Annotated in this window: 15 protein-coding genes and 1 tRNA gene; 3 read left to right on the top strand and 13 right to left on the bottom strand. The window is 67.7% G+C overall.

The features are described from left to right. Nucleotides 1-657: 657 nt before the first annotated feature. Nucleotides 658-732 (bottom strand) — tRNA-Gly (locus ABLE93_RS21230). Between the two features lie 825 nt (nucleotides 733-1,557). Beyond that, entirely contained in the window at nucleotides 1,558-2,031 is a 474-nt protein-coding gene (locus ABLE93_RS21225) for a cupin domain-containing protein (protein ID WP_348841822.1), read from the bottom strand. 113 nt (nucleotides 2,032-2,144) lie between these two features. On the opposite strand from ABLE93_RS21225, the gene ettA reads away from it, so the two are divergent. Next, on the top strand, nucleotides 2,145-3,800 hold the full coding sequence (gene ettA / locus ABLE93_RS21220) for an energy-dependent translational throttle protein EttA (RefSeq protein ID WP_348841821.1): 1,656 nt from the start codon (nucleotides 2,145-2,147) through the stop codon (nucleotides 3,798-3,800). Nucleotides 3,801-3,857: 57 nt separating this feature from the next. Here ettA and ABLE93_RS21215 read toward each other — a convergent pair whose 3' ends face one another. From ABLE93_RS21215 to ABLE93_RS21200, 4 genes are all read right to left on the bottom strand, one after another. Next, the gene (locus ABLE93_RS21215; RefSeq protein WP_348841820.1) at nucleotides 3,858-4,760 is read right to left on the bottom strand and encodes a hypothetical protein; all 903 of its coding nucleotides are present in this window, start codon (nucleotides 4,758-4,760) and stop codon (nucleotides 3,858-3,860) included. A gap of 744 nt (nucleotides 4,761-5,504) precedes the next feature. Further along, a complete protein-coding gene (locus ABLE93_RS21210) occupies nucleotides 5,505-7,214 on the bottom strand; it encodes a uracil-xanthine permease family protein (protein ID WP_348841819.1) in 1,710 nt (569 codons plus the stop codon). Between the two features lie 375 nt (nucleotides 7,215-7,589). Next, the gene (locus ABLE93_RS21205) at nucleotides 7,590-7,904 is read right to left on the bottom strand and encodes a hypothetical protein (protein WP_348841818.1); all 315 of its coding nucleotides are present in this window, start codon (nucleotides 7,902-7,904) and stop codon (nucleotides 7,590-7,592) included. Between the two features lie 439 nt (nucleotides 7,905-8,343). Next, nucleotides 8,344-8,541, bottom strand: a complete 198-nt coding sequence (locus ABLE93_RS21200) for a DUF2735 domain-containing protein (protein ID WP_348841817.1) — start codon at nucleotides 8,539-8,541, stop codon at nucleotides 8,344-8,346. Nucleotides 8,542-9,074: 533 nt separating this feature from the next. On the opposite strand from ABLE93_RS21200, the gene ABLE93_RS21195 reads away from it, so the two are divergent. Then, entirely contained in the window at nucleotides 9,075-10,109 is a 1,035-nt protein-coding gene (locus tag ABLE93_RS21195; protein ID WP_348841816.1) for a glutamine synthetase beta-grasp domain-containing protein, read from the top strand. A gap of 448 nt (nucleotides 10,110-10,557) precedes the next feature. Beyond that, nucleotides 10,558-11,331: a trans-aconitate 2-methyltransferase gene (tam, locus tag ABLE93_RS21190; protein WP_348841815.1), complete on the top strand. Its 774-nt coding sequence runs from the start codon at nucleotides 10,558-10,560 to the stop codon at nucleotides 11,329-11,331. Nucleotides 11,332-11,337: 6 nt separating this feature from the next. On the opposite strand, the gene ABLE93_RS21185 is transcribed toward tam, so the two are convergent. From ABLE93_RS21185 to ABLE93_RS21155, 7 genes are all read right to left on the bottom strand, one after another. After that, on the bottom strand, nucleotides 11,338-12,135 hold the full coding sequence (locus ABLE93_RS21185; RefSeq protein ID WP_348841814.1) for a MetQ/NlpA family ABC transporter substrate-binding protein: 798 nt from the start codon (nucleotides 12,133-12,135) through the stop codon (nucleotides 11,338-11,340). Between the two features lie 41 nt (nucleotides 12,136-12,176). Continuing rightward, nucleotides 12,177-12,863 carry a methionine ABC transporter permease gene (locus ABLE93_RS21180; protein ID WP_510183062.1) on the bottom strand — a complete coding sequence of 229 codons (687 nt, stop codon included), beginning with the start codon at nucleotides 12,861-12,863 and terminating at the stop codon, nucleotides 12,177-12,179. Beyond that, nucleotides 12,856-13,968, bottom strand: a complete 1,113-nt coding sequence (locus ABLE93_RS21175) for a methionine ABC transporter ATP-binding protein (protein WP_348841813.1) — start codon at nucleotides 13,966-13,968, stop codon at nucleotides 12,856-12,858. Before ABLE93_RS21175 ends, ABLE93_RS21180 begins: the two co-directional genes overlap by 8 nt. A 277-nt stretch (nucleotides 13,969-14,245) precedes the next feature. Beyond that, nucleotides 14,246-14,809, bottom strand: coding sequence for a TetR/AcrR family transcriptional regulator (locus tag ABLE93_RS21170; RefSeq protein WP_348841812.1), 564 nt, complete (start codon nucleotides 14,807-14,809; stop codon nucleotides 14,246-14,248). After that, nucleotides 14,809-15,273, bottom strand: a complete 465-nt coding sequence (locus ABLE93_RS21165) for a nuclear transport factor 2 family protein (protein WP_348841811.1) — start codon at nucleotides 15,271-15,273, stop codon at nucleotides 14,809-14,811. Before ABLE93_RS21165 ends, ABLE93_RS21170 begins: the two co-directional genes overlap by 1 nt. 115 nt (nucleotides 15,274-15,388) lie before the next feature. Next, nucleotides 15,389-18,520, bottom strand: a complete 3,132-nt coding sequence (locus tag ABLE93_RS21160) for an efflux RND transporter permease subunit (protein WP_348841810.1) — start codon at nucleotides 18,518-18,520, stop codon at nucleotides 15,389-15,391. Further along, nucleotides 18,520-19,749 (bottom strand): efflux RND transporter periplasmic adaptor subunit, encoded by a 1,230-nt coding sequence (locus ABLE93_RS21155; RefSeq protein ID WP_348841809.1) that lies wholly within the window; start codon nucleotides 19,747-19,749, stop codon nucleotides 18,520-18,522. The genes ABLE93_RS21160 and ABLE93_RS21155 overlap by 1 nt, the downstream gene beginning before the upstream one ends. Between the last annotated feature and the right edge of the window lie 27 nt (nucleotides 19,750-19,776).

Raw genomic sequence — 19,776 nt, 5'->3', positions numbered from 1 at the left:
CAAACGGCTCAAGAGATCAGGACCGAATACCCCATCTCTTCTGAAAAACGGCTGCGCTTCATGTCCTGGTCCTCAAGTCGGGCCAGAACGAACTTCAAGCTGGATTAGACATGAGGGGCAACGTCACGAGGAGCCGATCTGAAGGCCGCGGATGCTAGGCGTTGCTAGGGTGAAGGCTGCCGACCTCATGAGAATTCAGAAGGTCAGGGGAGCCCAGAACCAGTCAAAACCATACGTGTCGGGGGCGCCTCAGGGTCCGGCTACAGCGAGCGTGGGGCGGCTGTGCAGTGCCTCGCCTGTTGGAGAATGTTGAAGTCGCCGCAGCGATCGAACTGCCATGGCTGAACGGGGCGAGGCGACACGCAGCACCGCGCTTATTGGGGAATGCTGAGGTCGGGGAGCGCGACCCTCTTATCAAATCCTATGGTCAAGGCTGCCATAGAAGGGCCGATGGCCGACCGGGCCGCCAGCTCTAACGGCCGGATCAGCAGTTCGGCGGGAAAACCTCAGCCGCGCGACTAGCCTCGGTGCAGCGCGGAGTTGTCTGGAGCGCAGCCAAATCTAGTTGCGTGGGTACCCGGTGGGTACCAAGCACAAACTTAAGCTCGCCGCCCGAAGGCGGCATCGCTGCAAGTCTTTGATTTTCCTGAGAGAAACTGGAGCGGGCGAAGGGATTCGAACCCTCGACCCCAACCTTGGCAAGGTTGTGCTCTACCCCTGAGCTACACCCGCATCCATCGCCGGTCCGGGGTGACCCCCGCGGCAGGTGCGTGTCTATGCCAAAACCTAGAGGGGATTGCAACAGTCTTTCGGCGGAGGGCGGATGCCGGGCGGGGGAGGGGAGGGGCACAATTGAGGTAAGATGATGAAAAGACGGGAAAATTGACGATAACGGAGGAGTGGATAACGCGGACTTGCCCGGCTTCGGGTTGGCTGGGAGGCGGCGCGGGAGAGCCCGCCGCGGCGCGGGATGAAGCGACCGCGTGACCTCCATCGCCCCCGCCGCGGCGGGCGCGGGGCCTGGAAACGCCCCGAACAGGAGGGGGAGAATCGAGAGGTTCGCTCCGGGTTTTCGCGTGGCGTGTCGGTGCCGTTCGGCGATGCCGGGTGCCGGGTGCGGCCTGATCCGGCCCGCTGCACCCGCCCCACGCCGAAAAATTCGCCGAGATCCGGCGGCGTCCTCCGGAGAAAAGGTCCGCATCGGACCGACCCGGGGGAGCCGGCGAACGCCGCGCCCCGGGAAGCCTGTCCGCTCCGCCCGATTCCCCCCCCGGCCGCCCCGGCGGCCTCGTCCTGCGCCCGCCCCGCGCCCGAGAGCGCGTCCTGCGCCTGACCCGCCCCCGGGTGTGCCCGTAGCCACGTCCGCGCCAGGGTGCGTCCTGCCCCGGGCAGCGACCAGCGCCGCTCCAGCCCCTCGTCCCGGAGCGTCGTCGCCCCGGAGCGCTCTCGAGCTGCCGCCCCGCTGTCGCCAGCGATCAACCGACCTCCGCCGACATCCCCAAGGCCTCGCCCAGCCACCCGCGGCGACGCCCCAATGTCCGCCCCGTCAAAAACCCCTCACTCCCTGTGGATCGGGTCGATCCACTTCACCGCCTCGGGCTTCTCCACCGGCTCGATGTCGAGATTCACCACCACCGGGTCCTGGCCGGAGCGCACCAGCACGCATTCCAGCGTCTCGTCGGCGGAGGCGTTGATCTCCTGGTGGGGCACGTAGGGTGGTACGAAGATGAAGTCGCCGGGACCGGCCTCGGCCACATATTCCAGGTGCTCGCCCCATCGCATGCGGGCGCGGCCCTTCACCACGTAGATCACGCTTTCCAGATCGCCATGGTGGTGGGCGCCGGTCTTGGCGTCGGGATGGATGTGGACGGTGCCGGCCCAGATCTTCTCGGCGCCGGCCCGGGCGCGGGTGATGGCGGCGGCGCGGTTCATGCCCGGCGTCTGGGCGGTGTTGGGATCGAGGCTGTCGCCGGGGATCACCTGCACGCCGTCGGTGCGCCAGTCGGTGTGGTGGCTGTGGTCTGAACCCATCTTTTCCTCCGGATCCGCGTTGGCCGCCGTCGCGTCGCGACCTTGCCGCGCCCTGCGCGCAAGGCTAGAACGGCGCCAACTCTCACGCATCCCTTTTCAGGAGACGGCGGCCCATGGCCCCCTACCAGTATGCCTACCACATGCACGGCATGACCAAGACCTATGCCGGCGGCAAGAAGGTGCTCGACAACGTGCACCTCTCCTTCTACCCGGACGCGAAGATCGGCGTGCTGGGCAACAACGGCGCCGGCAAGTCCACCCTGCTGCGCATCATGGCCGGCATCGACAAGGACTTCTCCGGCGAGGCACGCCCGGCCGAGGGCGTGCGCGTGGGCTACCTGCCGCAGGAGCCGGCGCTCGATCCCACCAAGAACGTCCGGCAGAACGTGGAGGACGGGGTGGCCAAGCAGAAGGCCATTCTGGAGCGCTACAACGAGCTCGCCATGAACTACTCGGACGAGACGGCGGACGAGATGACCCGCCTGCAGGACGAGATCGAGGCGCAGGGCCTGTGGGATCTCGACAGCAAGGTGGAGCAGGCCATGAACGCGCTCGGCTGCCCGCCGGACGACTGGGAGGTGACGCGCCTCTCGGGCGGCGAGCGCCGCCGCGTGGCGCTGTGCCGCCTGCTGCTGGAGCAGCCGGAGCTGCTGCTGCTCGACGAGCCCACCAACCATCTGGACGCCGAGACGGTGAACTGGCTGGAAGGCCACCTGCGCACCTATCCCGGCGCCATCCTGATCGTCACCCACGACCGCTACTTCCTCGACAACGTGACGGGCTGGATCCTGGAGCTCGATCGCGGCCGCGGCATTCCCTACGAGGGCAATTATTCCTCCTGGCTCGGCCAGAAGCAGAAGCGCCTGCAGCAGGAAGGCCGCGAGGACGAGGCCCGCCAGCGCGCCCTGGCCCGCGAGCAGGAGTGGATCGGCGCCTCTCCCAAGGCGCGCCAGGCCAAGAACAAGGCCCGCATCCAGCGCTACGAGGAGCTGGTGCAGAAGGCCTCCGAGCGCATGCCCTCGGCGACGCAGATCGTCATCCCCGTGGCCGAGCGGCTGGGGCAGAACGTCATTGCCTTCGACCATCTCAACAAGGCGTTCGGCGACAAGATGCTGATCGACGATCTGTCGTTCAAGCTGCCGCCCGGCGGCATCGTCGGCGTCATCGGGCCGAACGGCGCGGGCAAGACCACGCTGTTCCGCATGATCACCGGGCAGGAGAAGCCGGACGGCGGCTCCATCTCCATCGGCGATTCGGTCAAGCTCGGCTACGTGGACCAGAGCCGCGACGCGCTGGATGACAAGAAGACCGTGTGGGAGGAAATCTCCGACGGCAACGAGGTGATCTACGTCGGCAAGAAGGAGATCCCCTCGCGCGCCTATTGCGCGGCCTTCAACTTCAAGGGCGGCGACCAGCAGAAGAAGGTGGGCATGCTCTCCGGCGGCGAGCGCAACCGCGTCCACCTCGCCAAGGTGCTCCAGCGCGGCGGCAACGTGCTGCTGCTCGACGAGCCCACCAACGACCTCGACGTGGACACCCTGCGCGCGCTTGAAGAGGCGCTGGAGGACTACGCCGGCTGCGCCGTCATCATCTCGCACGACCGCTTCTTCCTGGACCGCATCGCCACCCATATGCTCGCCTTCGAGGGCGACAGCCACGTGGAATGGTTCGAGGGCAACTTCGCGGACTACGAGGAAGACAAGAAGCGCCGGCTGGGGACGGATTCGGTGATCCCGAAGCGGATTCAGTATAAGAAGTTTTCGAGGTGAGGTGAGGGGTGTGAGGGGGGAGGAGGCAGCTCGCGCTGCCGCCTCTCCAAAAGAAATCTATATACCGGTGGCTGACAGCACTATTTTTGTACAGATTTTGGCTGACTTTGATGCGAGGTCATTATAGTTTTCACGACCAGAGGCGCTTCCATGGAAGATGCGGCTTCTTAGATTGTAAACTTCATCGAATTCGATCCAGTCATCCTGACTTAATCCAAGAGACGCCATTTTTCGCTTGATAGATTGACGTATGCTGCTCCTAAAAAGTCTGTCGAGAGCGTTTGCAATTTCTGTTTTTTCGTCATCGGGCACGTCGTTGGCGGCGAGCGCTTCTGATTTTAATTTTGCTATAAGGCGCGACTGATTCACCGTCCATGGGGGGCTTGCTGATAGCGCCTCCACAGCTGAAATCGCGAGGGCGGCCTTGGAGAGTGGATCTGAGGATATTCCAGATAAAGCTAAAAGCTTCAACGAGAGAGACTCCAATGTCCCTACATTTTTCGCTTTGCCGACGTATTCATTGATCGAAGAAATGAATTTTTCGGTGTTTTGAGTTATGATAGCCGATCCGGAAAATTCAAAAAATACATCGTTTCCTTGGCTTTCATAGAACATAAGCCCGTGTACATTCTGACGGAGTACTCCTCCGCTTTTGGCTACAGCTGCGGCAACGACATCGCCAAATCCGGATGTCGCCGTATTTTCTCCGGGATCGATACCCGTATTATTAAGAGCGGAAGATATAAGAATAGCTTCTAAGAATTGTTCTCCGAATATTTTTGCTTCTGATTCGTTTTTAAAATCTGTGAATTCAAAAATTATCCAGCTAGACTTGCATAGCGGCTCTCCATTTCCGCTCGATATCAGGCATCTACGTCCTGCTATCGTTATTTCCAGCTCAGTCTTGTCTTCTTGAAAGTTTTTGGATATCCGGCACCTAAATCTGGCTGTCCAAGGCATGGCGCTCTCTGAGTGACAGTGAGGCGTTCGGCCTCGATAGGCGGGCAAAGGTTGCACTTCCCCATTTTGCCACCTTCTTCCCCATCCGCAAGCCCCCGCGCCCAAGCCACCCTCGCGCCCCGGCCGACTGCAACGGAGCGTAGCGCAGTGGAAGGAGAGCCGGGGCACAGCGCAAGGGAATGCCGCAGGCGCTTCTGAAACCGACCGCTCTCAGGTATTGCCCCGCTACGCGGGAGTCGTGCGCTGGGCCCCGGATCGGCGCTCCGGCTGCGCGCCGTCGCTTGTCCGGGGCGCGGCTCCGGGGCTGCCGTCGCCGGGCGGTGGACACCCTCGCGCCCCGGCCGACTGCAACGGAGCGTCGGCGCAGTGGAAGGAGAGCCGGGGCCCAGCGCAAGGGATTGCCGCAGGCGCTTCTGAAACCCACCGCTCTCAGGATTTGCCCCGCTGCGCGGGAGTCGTGCGCTGGGCCCCGGATCGGCGCTCCGGCTTGCGCCGTCGCTTGTCCGGGGCGCGGCTCCGGCAAAGCCGTCGCCGGGCGGTGGGCACCCTCGCGCCCCGGCCGACTGCAACGGAGCGGCAGCGGAATGGAAGGAGAGCCGGGGCCCAGCGCAAGGGACCGCCGCAGGCGCTTCTCGATCCCAGCCGCTCTCAGGTTTTGCCCCGCTGCGCGGGCGTTCTGCGCTGGCCCCCCGGATCGGCGCTCCGGCTGCACCGTCGCTTGTCCGGTGCGCGGGCCCTGCCGCTTCACTGCTCCACCTCGCACCGCAGCTCGTGCCGCCCGTCGGGGGCTTCGCGGCGCTGGAGGCGGTCGGCGAGGCGGTGCATGAGGAGGAAGGTGACGCCGTTCATCATCGCCTGCTCGTCCACCTCCTCGTCGAAGGAGGGGGCGGGGCCGGGCTCGATGGGGCGGCCCTGCCAGAGGAAGGTGAGCTCCAGCACGAATTCGTCGAAGCGGGTGCGCACCTCCACCGGGCCGTCGGCGGTGATGGAGGGCGCCGCGGTGGCGAATTCCTCGGCGAGCTGGAGCACCCGGCCCACCGCGTCGGAACGCGCGCCGTCGAAGGCGCCGGCCTCCAGCACGAACTCGCGCAGCGGCAGGTGGCCGTCGGCGGGCGACCAGACGAGCCGGTGGCTCTTCACCGCGCCGATGCGGAACAGCGCGTTGAGGGCGAGGGCGGTGAACAGGCCGAGCACCAGCGAGGAGGTCACCACCTCCTGCAGCGCCGCTGGCAGCACCTGGGCGTAGAAGCCGGGGATCTCGTCGAACGAGACGCCCACGAGGAAGCCGAGCCCCACCACGATGGTGCGCCGCGAATCCAGCATGCGCTGGCCGAGGATGGAGACGCCCGACAGCACGATGAAGGCGGAGGCGAACAGCAGCGCCGCCCCCAGCACCGAGCGGGGAATGCCCATCACCACGATGGTCGAGCCGGGGATGAAGGCAAGCAGGATCCAGCCGATCCCCACCCCGAGGCCGACGCGCCGCGCCCGCACCGCGGTGGCGACCGAGAGGCCCACGCTGGCGGAATAGGTGTTGAGGCCCATGGTGCCGATGATGCCGGCCGCGAGGGTGCCGAGCCCGTCCGCCAGCACGCCGCCCTCGATGTTGGCGTAGTCGGGACGCTTCCACTCGGGGTCGTTGGCGCGCTGGCTCGCCACCATGTCGCCGAAGCTGCGCAGCACGCAGGCGAGCGCCCCGGCGAGGAAGCCCGGAAGCATGCCGATGTGGAAGCTCGGCATCACCAGCGGCCAGGTGAAGAGCTCCAGCATGGGCCGGTCGGGCAGGTCCGGCAGGTGGCCCTCCATGTCGAGGGCAATGTGGAAGGCGGTGCCGGCGGCAAGGCCGATGAGCACCGCCATGGCGCGCAGCCCGGGCGAGCCCCAGACCGCCAGCGCGATCATGGCGGCGAGGGCGACGAAGGCGCTGCCGGTGGCGGAGAGGTCGAGGCCGCTGCTGGGGCCGGTGTAGCCCACCACCAGCTTGATGGCGACGATGCCGAGGATGATGCCGATGAGCATCACCACCAGCGCCACGATCTCGATGGGGATGAAGGGCCGCAGGCGGTGCATCACCCGGCTGAAGGCGATTTCCGCAATGCCGGCGGCGATGGTCATGCCGGCCACCGCCTCCAGCCCGCCCACGTGCGCGGCGTAGATGGCGCCGGGCAGATAGGCGGCGGTGAAGACCGACGGCAGCAGGAAGCCGCTGCCGATGGGCGGCAGCCCAAGCACCGGCCGGCCCCAGCACTGGAAGAGCGTGGCGACGCCCATGGCCAGCATGGAGAGGGCGAGATAGCGGGTCTGCACCTCCGATCCCACGCCGGCGGCCTGCGCCACCAGGAGCGGGAACACCAGCGTCACCGCCATCAGCCCCATGTGCTGGGCGATCGAGCCGAGAAAGACCCCGAGGGGCGGATGCGAGGCGAGGTCGTAACGCGGCTTGGCGGATTCCACGCAATTCTCCTGGCCCTTGTGGGCCGTTATTGGCGCCGTCTAAGGGCGCGGGTCTGACAGCGGGCAATACATGAGGGGCCGGCGCGCAGCGGGCGCGGGGAGGGGCGCTTGGCGCGGACGGGGGCGGAAGATGGCGGCGGGCGCGGCACAGCGGGCCGGGCGGGCAGGGGAGGTGCGGTCGAAGAGACGCTGGCACAGCATGATGCAGCCCGGCAAAGAGTTCGCCGGGCCAAAGCTATCCCGCGCGGCCGCATCCGCCAAGCCGCTGATGAGACGGACTGAAAATGCCCTGGGCGCCGCGCCGGCGAACCGCCAGCGGCACGCGTGGCCCGAGCGCGACAGGGGTGCCGGACGGCTCGACCGCCCGGCGGGTGGCTACAGCTCGATGTAGATGAAGCGGTCGCCTTTGCGCTCGGGATAGTTGGCGCGCAGCGCACCGGCGATCTTGCCCACCAGCGTCTTGTCGCCGGCGGCGGAGGGGCCGACGAAATCGGTGCCGGCCATCCAGGTCTCGAAATAGCAGTGCAGGCCTTCGTCATAATCGGCGCCGGTCGGATTGGCGCTCTTGTCGGCGAGGGAGGCGACGCCCTCCTTCGACACTTCCAGCCGCCAATCGCGGTCATCCACCACGGAGCCGATGAGTACGGCCAGATCCGCATCCGTCCATGCGGTATTGAGGTCGAGAGCCATTGTCACAAGTCCTACCCGAGAAGGTGTCCCGGGCGCCTCCACGCAAAAAGCGGTCCATGGCCGAGCTGGCGCAGCGGGCTTCGAATGCAGCCCTGCCCGCGCGACGCGGCGACCGGGGGTGAGGCCATGCGGGGTCGGACGAAGCGGGGCGACCGCGCGTCGAAGGCGCCGGGCGAACTCAGACGAGTCGTGCGGACCGCAAGCGGCTCGGAGCGTCAGCCGTCAGCCAGGGCGGCGCGGCGGTGTCGGAAAGCGTGCACCGGTCCATGGGGGGACTTCGGCGTCTGGGGAAGAGCCGGCGGGTCTCACGCCGGCCACGGACTGATTCGGGGAGGGCAGGGCGGCGATCGTCCGTGCGACCCTGGCCGCCGCCCATCCGCGGGCGGCAGCGCGCAAAACAGTCTCCATGCCGGCAGGTCAGCCTGCCGGATGAGCGAGATCAGCGACGGTTGGGAAGGTCGGCGGCCTTTACCGCCTCTTCATGATACCAGCCGCTTCCGAGCGCGGACGCAGTCGCGCCGACGGCGGCGAGTTCCGCGGCCCATTGCGCCTCTTTGGAAGGCACGCCGCTCTTCGCGCCATTTTTCACCGGGAAGACATAGATTTTCGCCGTCTCGCGCTCGTGGTTGGTAGTCATCACTCTTATCTCCAGTCGATGAGCCTCCTAGGCGCCATCCATTGAGCTACCCATACCATGATTTGCATGGAACATATACATGGAAATGGTCAGAATTTAGTTTAATGCCTAATTAATAGGCATATATAAATTGGCGTCAATTATTGGTTTTATTTGTGCGCCTGCGTCATGGCGCGTCCGCGTCCTTCGCAGTGCAGCGATCTGCCTTTCTACAAGCGTGCCTGCCGCGACTTTGTTCCTGTCCGGCAACCTCAGGTTCCTGGCTTTGTCGTGACTACACGGGGCGTTGCCTAACGCGTGAGCGTATCGCCTAACGGCAGGGCCTAAACCTGATGCAATTGCAGGCAGGTAGGGGCATGCCCCGCCCCGAAAATGCCCTGCGGAACCAACAGCCCCGCGCACGAATGCGCGATGGCGCGCATGGCATGCAGATTGCTAAGAAGTCCCCGGCCCATCGCGGCCAGTGGATTCCTTCACGGCCGGACGCTCTCGCGAGTGCCAGAATCTCACGTCATCGGCTTAGAGAGACTGCAATGCCAAAGTTTAAACTCGAGTACATCTGGCTCGACGGCTACACCCCGGTTCCCAATCTCCGGGGCAAGACCCAGATCAAGGAATATGACGTGTTTCCGAGCATCGAGGAGCTCCCGCTGTGGGGCTTTGACGGCTCGTCGACCATGCAGGCCGAAGGCCGCAGCTCCGATTGCGTGCTGAAGCCCGTCGCCATCTATCCCGATCCGGCCCGCAGCAACGGCGCCCTGGTGATGTGCGAAGTGATGATGCCGGACGGCGTCACCCCGCATCCCTCCAACAAGCGCGCCACCATCCTCGATGACGCCGGCGCCTGGTTCGGCTTCGAGCAGGAATACTTCTTCTACAAGAATGGTCGCCCGCTGGGCTTCCCCGAGGCCGGCTATCCCGCGCCGCAGGGCCCCTACTACACCGGCGTCGGCTTCAAGAACGTGGGCGACGTGGCGCGCCAGATCGTCGAGGAGCACCTCGACCTCTGCCTCGCGGCCGGCATCAACCACGAAGGCATCAACGCGGAAGTCGCGAAGGGCCAGTGGGAATTCCAGATCTTCGGCAAGGGCTCCAAGAAGGCTGCCGACGAGGTGTGGATGGCCCGCTACCTGCTCCTGCGTCTCACCGAGAAGTACGGCGTGGACATCGAGTTCCACTGCAAGCCGCTCGGCGACACCGACTGGAACGGCTCGGGCATGCACTGCAACTTCTCCACCGCCTACATGCGTGAGGTGGGTGGCAAGGAGTATTTCGAGAAGCTGATGGCCGCCTTCGCGGACAATCTCGACGACCACATCGCCGTCTATGGCCCGGACAACCACATGCGCCTCACCGGCAAGCATGAGACCGCGCCCTGGAACAAGTTCTCCTACGGCGTTGCGGACCGTGGCGCGTCCATCCGCGTCCCGCACTCCTTCATCAAGAACGACTACAAGGGCTATCTCGAGGATCGCCGCCCCAACTCCATGGGCGACCCCTACCAGATCGCTTCCCAGGTTCTGAAGACCATTTCGTCGGTTCCCACCGGCGTCTCGGCTGCGGCCTGACCCCCTGTCGCCACGGCGCGGTCTCCGCCGGCGCCGTGGCGACTTTTTTCGTCGATTTCTTCCTGCCGATTGATCTCCTGGACACCCACTCGCCGCGAACCGTCGCCGCCCGTCAGGTGATTCCTGTTCCGGGCTTGATCCGGCGGTGATCTGCCGCCGCCGCTCCATGCGCCGCTCGCTCCGTGATTTCGGGCCGCGCTTTAAGGCGTGCGTGTGTGCGCCGTGCCGGCTTCCGATCGACGAGCGGCTGCGGCTTTCCCCATCGCTGATCCCGCCCTGCCTTGCTTTTCCACACCCGTCTTCCGGTTGCGCGGCGGCGTGCGCGTGCGCGGGCGGCGCAGCTGGTGTAAGCCTTCGGTGATGCAGGCGTCGGGGCGCCGGCTTGCGTCCTGCGCATCTCCGCCGGCGCGACGCCGCCCGTTCGCCACCGTCCCCGGGAGCGCCCTCCATGCCCGCCGACTGGAACGCCAGCCTCTATCTCAAGTTCGAGGATCAGCGCACCCGCCCGGCGCGGGATCTGCTCGCCCAGGTTCCGCGCGCCACGGCTGGCTTCGTGGTGGACCTTGGCTGCGGACCCGGCAATTCCACCGAGCTGCTGGCTGAGCGCTTCCCCGATGCGCAGGTGCTGGGCCTCGACACCTCACCGGACATGATCGCCGCCGCCCGCCGACGCCTGCCGGCCGCCCGCTTCGAGCTAGCGGACGTGAGCGCGCTCGAACTGCCGCAGCCGGCGGACGTGATTTTCGCCAACGCCGTCCTGCAATGGGTGCCGGACCACGCCGCGCTGCTGCCGCGCCTCATGTCGCTTCTGGCCCCCGGCGGCGTGCTGGCGGTGCAGATGCCGGACAATCTGGAGGAGCCCGCCCACGTGGCCATGCGCGAAACCGCCATGGCCGGGCCTTGGGCGGACAAGCTCGCCGCCGCCACCGGCGCCCGCACGGTGCTGCCCGATCCCACGGCCTATTACGACCTCCTGGCGCCGCGCGCCCGCAGCGTCGACCTGTGGCACACGGTTTACAACCACCCCCTCGACGGGGTGCCGGCCATCGTCGAGTGGCTGAAGAGCACCGGCCTTCGCCCCTTCGTCGACCCGCTGGAGGGAGACGAGCGCGCCCAGTTCCTCGAGGAGTATGCGGCGCGCCTCGCCGATTTCTATCTGCCGCGGGTGGATGGCAAGGTGCTCCTCGCCTTCCCCCGCTTCTTCATGGTGGCGGTCAAGTGAGGCGGCTCACCAGCTCGCCAGCACCGCGCCCTTGAAGGTCTCCTGGATGAAGGCGCGGGTCGCCTCCGCGTGGTAGGTCTCCACCAGCGTCTTCACCCACGCCTTGTCCTTGTCCTGCGCCCGCACGGCGATGACGTTCACATAGGGGCCCTTGGGCTCCTCGCGCAGGATGGGGTCCTTCACCGGATCAAGCCCGGCCTCCTTGGCGTAATTGGTGTTGATGCCGGCCGCCGCGAGGTCGGGCAGGGAGCGCGGCAGCTGGGCGGCGTCGATCTCGACGAACTTCAGCTTCTTGGGATTGCCCACCACGTCCACCACCGAGGCCTTCACGCCGACGCCGTCCTTCAGCTTGATGATACCCTTGTCGGCGAGCAGCAGCAGCACGCGTCCGCCGTTGGTGGGATCGTTGGGAATGCCGATGGACGCGCCGGCGGGGATGTCGTCGAAGGTCTTGTACTTGGTGGAATAGACCCCGATGGGGAAGTTCACCGTGGTGCCGACGGAAATGATCTTGTAGCCGCGGTCGGCGATCTGGTTGTCCAGATAGGGCTGGTGCTGGAACGAGTTGGCCTCGATGTCGCCGGCCGCCAGCGCGGCGTTGGGCACCACATAGTCGGAAAACTCGATCACCTTGATGTCGAGCCCCTTCTTCGCCGCCTCGGCCTTCACTTTCTCCATGATCTGGGCGTGCGGGCCGGGGGTGACGCCGACCTTGATGGTCTCGGCGACGGCGGGACGGGCAACAAGGGTCAGGGGAGCGGCAAGGCCAGCGGCGAGCGCCAGGCCCAGGGCAAGGGCTTTCATGGGTCGGTCTCCTTGAAAAAACGGGGTCGCGGCGTCCGGGCTCAGCCGCGGCTGCGCTTGTCGAGGCGGCGGGCCAGGGCGTCGCCCAGGGTCTGGACGCCCTGCACCAGCAGGATGAGCACCAGCACAACCGCGGCCATCACCTCGGGCATGAAGCGCTGGTAGCCGAAGCGGATGCCGAGGTCGCCGAGTCCGCCCCCACCCACCGCGCCCACCATGGCCGAGTAGCCGAGCAGCGACACCGCCGCGAGGGTGAGGGCGAGGGTGATGGCCGGCAGAGCTTCCGGCAGCAGCACCTTGGCGACGATCTGGAGCGGGCTCGCGCCCATGGCGCGGGCCGCCTCCACCAGCCCCTGGTCCACCTCGCGGATCGCCGCCTCGATGAGGCGCGCGATGAACGGCGCGGCCGCCACCGTGAGCGGCACGATGGCCGCGTTGGTGCCGATGGAAGTGCCCGCGACGAGGCGGGTGAAGGGGATGATGGCCACCACCAGAATGATGAAGGGGGTGGACCGCGCGGCGTTCACCACGAGGCCGAGGGCCTGGTTGAGCCACGGCGCGGCGAACAGTTCGCCCGGCCGGCTGGTGGCGAGGAAGACGCCCAGCGGCAGGCCGATGAGGGTGCCGATGAGGCCCGCCACCGCCACCATGTAGAGCGTCTGCAGGGTGGCGTCGGCGATGAGATCGACGATGGGCGGGGGCAGGAGGCCGAAGGTGACGTCAAACATAGCCGAGGACCTCCGCCGAGAGATGGAGCCGCTCGACCGCATTGCGCACCGCGGCGACGGTGGGCGCGTCGCCCGGCACCGAGATCACGATGACGCCGAACGGGGCGCCGGCGATCTCGTCCACCTGCGCCTGGATGATGTTCACGTCCACCGCCAGCAGCCGCGACACCCGCGAGAGCACCGGATCGGTGGCGTGCGTGCCGGTGAAGACGATGCGCAGCACCGCCGCGCGGTTGTCGCCCGGCTCCGCCGTGAGCCGGTCGGCGATCTGCGGCGGCAGGCTCTGGCCGGTCAGGGCGGAGAGGAAAGAGCGGGTGGTTGGATGGCGCGGGCGGGCGAACACCTCGTAGGTGGCGCCCTCCTCGACGATGCGCCCGCCGTCGATCACCGCCACCCGGTCGGCCACCGCCTTGATGACCGCCATCTCGTGGGTGATGAGCAGCACGGTGAGGTTCAGCTCCGACTTCACCTTGCGCAGCAGCGCCAGGATCTGGTCGGTGGTCTCCGGGTCGAGGGCGGACGTGGCCTCGTCGGAGAGCAGCACCCGCGGCCGCGTGGCGAGCGCCCGGGCGATGCCGACGCGCTGCTTCTGCCCGCCGGAGAGCTCGGCCGGATAACGGTCGCGCTTGTCGGCGAGGCCCACCAGATCGAGCAGAGGCTCCACCCGGGCCTTGATCTCGGCCGCCGGTACACCGGCGATCTCCAGAGGCAGGGCGACGTTGCCGAAGGCGGTGCGGCGGGCCAGCAGGTTGAAGTGCTGGAAGATCATGCCGATGGAGCGCCGCTCGCGCCGCAGCGCCGTCTCGGCGAGGGCGCCAACGTCCACGCCGTCCACCGTGATGCGGCCGGACGAGGGCTTCTCCAGCCCGTTCACCAGCCGGATGAGGGTGGACTTGCCGGCCCCCGAGCGGCCGATGACGCCGAGGATGGCGGCCTCCGGCACATCGAGGGAAATGTCCGCGAGGGCCGTGACGGGGGGATGGCCGCGCCGGGCGGCATAGGTCTTCTCCACCCGCTCGAAGCGGATGATGGGACGGGCGACCGGAAGAACGGACGCTTCTGAGAAGCTGGACACGGGGGCCGCCAGGGCGAGGGGGGCGTTCATGGAAGGCTCCGGCATAGCCGGCTGTTCGTCAATCCACCCGGCACGCCGTGGGTCGGCGCGGGCGGGGGCGAGGCAGGCGGCTCGGGAAGGGATGGTGTCGCGGCGCAACCGGTGAAGGGCCGCGCGGGCGCGGCGATCGGCGGGTTCACGCCGCTTCAGCGGCTCTCAGCGACACATCATCATGGCAAGGCCCATCCGTTCCGGGGCAGTGACCGAGGCAATATCGTTCTTTTTATCGAACGCGTCAAGTCTGAATTAAATCGATGGTGTTTATCTTTTAACTTCGCACCTGGAGCCGCCCCCGAAGCCGCTCGATGGCGCGGCCGAACACCGCGGGTTCGTCGAGGGCGCGGGCCAGCACCAGCGCGCCCTGGATCGCCAGCACCGCATCCTCCGCCAGCGCCGTGGCATCCTCGGCTGGCCGGCCGGCGCGGGTGAGGGCGGCGGCGAGGGCGTCGCGCCAGCGGGCGAAATAGCCGGCCACGGCGGCGCCGAAGCGGTCGCGCACGTCGCCCAGGGCGAAAAGTCCCACGAGGCAGACCCGCCGGCCGGAGCGGAAATAGGTGTCGGTGCGCTCCAGCATGTCGTCCACCGCGGCGGAAGGGTCGGCGTCCGCGCGCAGGGGGGCGAAGACGTTGGCCTCGAACCAGCCGTCGATCTCGTTGAGCACGGCGGCCGCCATCTCCTCCTTCCCGCCGGGAAAGAAGTGGTAGAGGCTGCCCTTGCCGAGGCCGGTGCGGGCGGTGATGTGGGCGAGGCTCGCCCCCTCGAACCCGTGCTCGCGGAACACCTCGCCCAAAAGGGGCAGGATGTCCGCGCGCTCGGTGACCGTTCGTGCCATCACATGCCCAGTTCGGTGAGCCCCGGGTGGTCCGCCGGGCGCGGGCCGAGGGGCCACAGGAAGCGGCGATCCTGCTCCCGGATGGCCACGTCGTTGATGGACGCCTCGCGCCGGCGCATCAGGCCCTCGGCGTCGAACTCCCACTGCTCGTTGCCATAGGAGCGGTACCACGCGCCATCCGCATCGTGCCACTCATACTGGAAGCGCACGGCGATGCGGTTGTCGTTCAGGCCCCAGAGCTCCTTGATGAGGCGATAGTCCAGCTCCTTGCGCCACTTGGCGGTGAGGAAGGCGACGATCTCCTCCCGGCCGGCAAGGAAGTCCGAGCGGTTCCGCCAGCGGCTGTCCGGCGTGTAGGCGAGGGAGACGCGCTCGGGGTCGCGGGTGTTCCAGGCGTCCTCCGCCATGCGCACCTTCTGGGCGGCGGTCTCGACGGTGAAGGGCGGCAGCGGGGGGCGGGACATCGGGCTCTCCTGTACCGATCGGTCCATTCTTTACTGAATGGTACAGAAGTCGGCGCGAGTCAATCGGCCCTCCCGTCCGGTGGAGGGGAGGGCCGTGAAAGACCTGAAGGCCGGGTTATTCGCCGGCCGGATGGTGCAGGCCGCCGGGCAGACCGTGGTCGTAGGCCTCGTCCTTCTTGCCGACGAAGCGACCGAACAGGCGGCCGAAGAGGTGGCTCAGATCATCCATCACGGTGAACACGGCCGGCACGAAGACCAGCGACAGCACGGTGGAGGTGATGAGGCCGCCGATGACGGCGATGGCCATGGGGGCGCGGAACGATCCGCCGTCGCCCAGCGCCATCGCCGAGGGCACCATGCCCGCCACCATGGCGATGGTGGTCATGACGATGGGCTGGGCGCGCTTGCGGCCGGCCTCGATGAGGGCGGTGGTGCGGGTGACGCCCTGGTGCATGGCCTCGATGGCGAAATCCACCAGCAGGATGGCGTTCTTCGTCACGATGCCCATGAGCATCAGGAAGCCGATGACCACCGGCATGGACATGGCGTGCCCGGTGATGAGCAGGGCGATGAACGCCCCGCCGACGCTCAGCGGCAGCGAGACCAGGATGGTGATGGGCTGCAGCAGGTCGTGGAACAGCAGCACCAGCACCGCCAGCACCAGCATCAGGCCCGCGGCCATGGCCATGGCGAAGCCGGAGAACACCTCCTCCATGATCTCGGCGTCGCCGGCCTCCTTTAGGGTCACGCCGGCCGGCAGGTTCTGCGCCGCGGGCAGGGCCTTCACCCTGGCGAGGGCGTCGCCCAGCGGCGTGTCGCCCACGAGGTCCGCCTCCACGGCCACGCGGCGGGCCCGGTCGTAGCGGTCGAGGGAGGTGGGGCCCTTGCCGAAGCGCACGTCCGCCACCGAAGAGAGCGGCACCGCGCCGCCGGCGGCGGTGGGCACCTTCAGCGCGTCGAAGGTGGCAAGGCGGGTGCGGGCCTTCTCGTCCAGCTGCACCCGGATGTCGATCTGCCGGTCCTTGGCGGAGAATTTGGCGAGGTTGGCGGAGATGTCGCCGATGGTGGCGATGCGCACCGTCTCGGCGATGGTGTCCACCGAAACGCCCAGCTCCGCCGCCTCGTCGAGCTTGGGGACGATGCGGATCTCCGGCCGGTCGAGGGCGGCGGAGGAGACCACGTTGGCGAGCTGGGGCACGTCCGCCCGCACCGCCTTCTCCACTCCCACGGCGGCCTCGGCAACCGCCGCGCCGTCGGCGCCGGAGAGGATCACCTGGAAGCCGCGCTGGGTGTCGCGGCCATTGCCGCTCCAGGAGAAGCGCATGTCCGGCATGGCGGCGAGGGTCTTGGAGAATTCCGTCTCGAACGCCTTCTGGTCCATGGCCCTCTCGCTGCGCGGCTTCAGGTTCGCCACGATCTGCGCCTTGCGCACCTCGCCCGCGGTCAGCGAAAGCCCGCCCGAGCCGCCGGCGCCCGCCGTGGCATAGACGCTCAGCACCTCGGGCTGCTTCAGCAGCGCGCGGGTGATCTCGTCGGATGCCTTCTGGGTCTCGGCGAGGGTCGTGCCGGGCGGCATCTCCACCGAGAGCAGGGAGCGGGAGATGTCGTTGGTAGGCAGGAAGCCCGAGGGGAGAAGGGTGGAGAGGAAGATGGTGCCGGCGAAGATGGCGAGGCCCGCCGCGATGGTGACGAAGCGGTGGCGCACGCACCAGGCGAGCAGGCGCACGTAGCCGCGCATCACCAGGCCGTCGCGGGCTTCGCGATGGCCATTGTCGCGCAGGAAATAGGCCGCCACCAGCGGCGTGATGAGCCGCGCCACGGCGAGCGAGAACAGCACGGCGATGGCAACGGTCAGGCCGAACTGCTTGAAATACTGCCCGGCGATGCCGCCCATGAACGACACGGGGGCAAACACAGCGGCGATGGTGAGGGTGGTCGCCACCACCGCGAGACCGATCTCGTCCGCCGCCTCGATGGCCGCGCGATAGGGCGATTTGCCCATGCGCATGTGGCGGACGATGTTCTCGATCTCCACGATGGCGTCGTCCACCAATATGCCGGTCACCAGGGTGATGGCAAGCAGGCTCACCGCGTTCAGCGAGAAGCCCAGCATGTCCATGATCCAGAAGGTGGGCAGGATCGACAGCGGGATGGCGAGCGCGGTGATGAGGGTGGCGCGGATGTCGCGCAGGAACAGGAACACCACGATCACCGCGAGGATCGCGCCCTCCACCAGCGTGTGCATGGCGCTGGAATAGTCCGACTTGGTGTAGCGGACCGTGGTGTCGATCTCGGTGATGGTGACGCCGGGATAGGCGGCGCGCAGGTGGTCCAGGTCCTGGTTCACCCGGTCGTAGACCGTCACGTCCGAGAAGCCCTTGGCACGGTAGACGCCGAAGGCCACCACGCTCTTGCCGTCGAGCCGGGCGAAGACGCGCTGCTCCGCAGCTCCGTCCACCACCCGGCCCAGTTCGCCGAGGCGCACCGAGCGGCCGTTGGACAGAACGATGCGGGTGTCCGCCAGCGCCTCCACGGAGGACGCGCCGGCGAGGGTGCGGATGGATTGCTCCTGCGTGCCCACCTCGCCGCGCCCGCCGGACACGTCGAGATTGGTGGCGCGCAGCTGCCGGCTGACCTCGGCGGCGGTGATGCCCAGCGCCATCAGCCGGTCGGGATCGAGGGCGACGCGGATCTCGCGGTCGACGCCGCCCTGCCGCTTCACCTGGGCAACGCCGCGCACGCCCTGCAGGGTGCGGGCGATGGTGTCGTCGACGAACCAGCTCACCTCCTCGGCGCTCATGTTGGGCGCGGAGACGGCGAAGGTGACGATGGGCAGGCCCTCGATGTCGATGCGCTGGATCTGCGGCTCGTCGATGGAGCGCGGCAGATCGGTGCGGATCTTGGTGACGGCGTCGCGGGTGTCGTTCACCGCGCGGTCCACCAGCGTCTCCAGGTGGAACTCCACGGTGGTGACGCTCGCGCCCTCGCTGATGGAGGAGGTGATGTGCTTCACCCCCGAGACGCCGGCGATGGCGTTCTCCACTTTCTTGGTCACCTGCGTCTCGAGTTCGCTCGGCGCGGCGCCCGCCTGCGTCACCGTCACCATGACGATGGGCAGGTCGATGTTGGGCATCTGGGTGACCGGCAGGTCGCGGAACTGCACGATGCCGAGCACCGTGAGAATGAAGAAGAAGACGAGGGCGGGGACCGGCCGGCGGATCGCCCAGGCGGAGACGTTGAGGGCCATCAGCGTGCCTCGCCCAGGGAGACGGGCGCCGTCACCGGCGTCACCCGGTCGCCGTCACGCAGGAAGCTGCCCGCCCGGGCCACCACGTCGGTGCCGGGGGAGAGCCCGTCGGTGACGAGGATGCGGCCGTCCTTCTTCAGGCCGGGCACGATGCGCCGGATGCCGACGATGCCGTCGGTGACGGTGAGCACATAGGCGCCCTCCACGTCGAACATCACCGCCGACTGGGGCAGGGTGAGGCCCTTCACCTCGCCGAGGGTGACCACGGCGCGGCCGTAGGCGCCAGACTTCAGGCGCGGGTCGTCGGGCAACGCGATCTTCACCTTGCCGAGGCGCGACGCGCGGTCCACCTCGGCGGAGACAAGCCGTACCTTGCCCCACAGGGGCGCCTCGAAGCCGGCCGGTAGCACCTGAGCGCCGAGGCCGTCCTTCATGCGCGGCATGGCACCTTCGGGCACGTCGGCCTCGAGATCCATGGCGCCGTCCTCGGCGATGCGGAACAGGGGCGAGGTGCGGGTGGACAGGGCGATGGCGCCGAGCCGCGCCTCGCGGGAGAGGATGAGGCCCTTGGCCGGGGCTCGCACATCGGTGCGGTTCAGCTTCACCTCGATCTCGTCGCGCTGCGCCTTGACGAAGACGGACTCGGCCTCGGCCGCAACGAGCGTCTCGCGGGCGGCGGCGACCTGGGCGGTCGCCACCTTCACCGCGCGCTCGCGCTCGTCCAGCTGCTCCTGGGAGGAGGTGCCGGTCTTGCGCAGCTGGCGGGTGCGCTCCACGGCCGAGGTGGCCTCGGTCTCCTGGGCGAGGGCCTGGTCGAGGGCGGCGCGCTGCTGCGCGATGGCGGCGCGGGCCTTGGCGGCGGAGGCGGTGTTCTGGGCCAGCTGGGTCTCGAGCACTTCGCGGGAGAGGCGCGCCAGCACCTGGCCCTTCTCCACGCGGTCGCCGGCCTCCACCAGGATCTCCATCAGGCGGTAGCCCTCGATTTCCGGCCCCACCTCGATCTCCTCGCGCGGCATGACGGTGCCGGTCACCAGCAGGGTGTCGTTGAGGGTGTCGGGCCGCGGCTTCACCACGGTCACCGCGAGGGCGGACGGCGCCTTGGGAGCGCCGTCGGTCTTCGCGGCCTCGGCGGCGGCCGTCACCGGCGCGGCCGCGGCCAGAAGGGCGGCGGCGAGCGCGAAGGCTGCCATGCGGCGGACGAGGGAGGCACGGCGGGCGGGGGCGGACATGACGCTGGGGACCTCGTTCCGGAACGG

The organism is Xanthobacter pollutisoli (genome assembly GCF_040044995.1).
Classification (GTDB): Bacteria; Pseudomonadota; Alphaproteobacteria; order Rhizobiales; family Xanthobacteraceae; genus Xanthobacter.
This window is presented reverse-complemented; position numbering and strand designations above follow the sequence as displayed.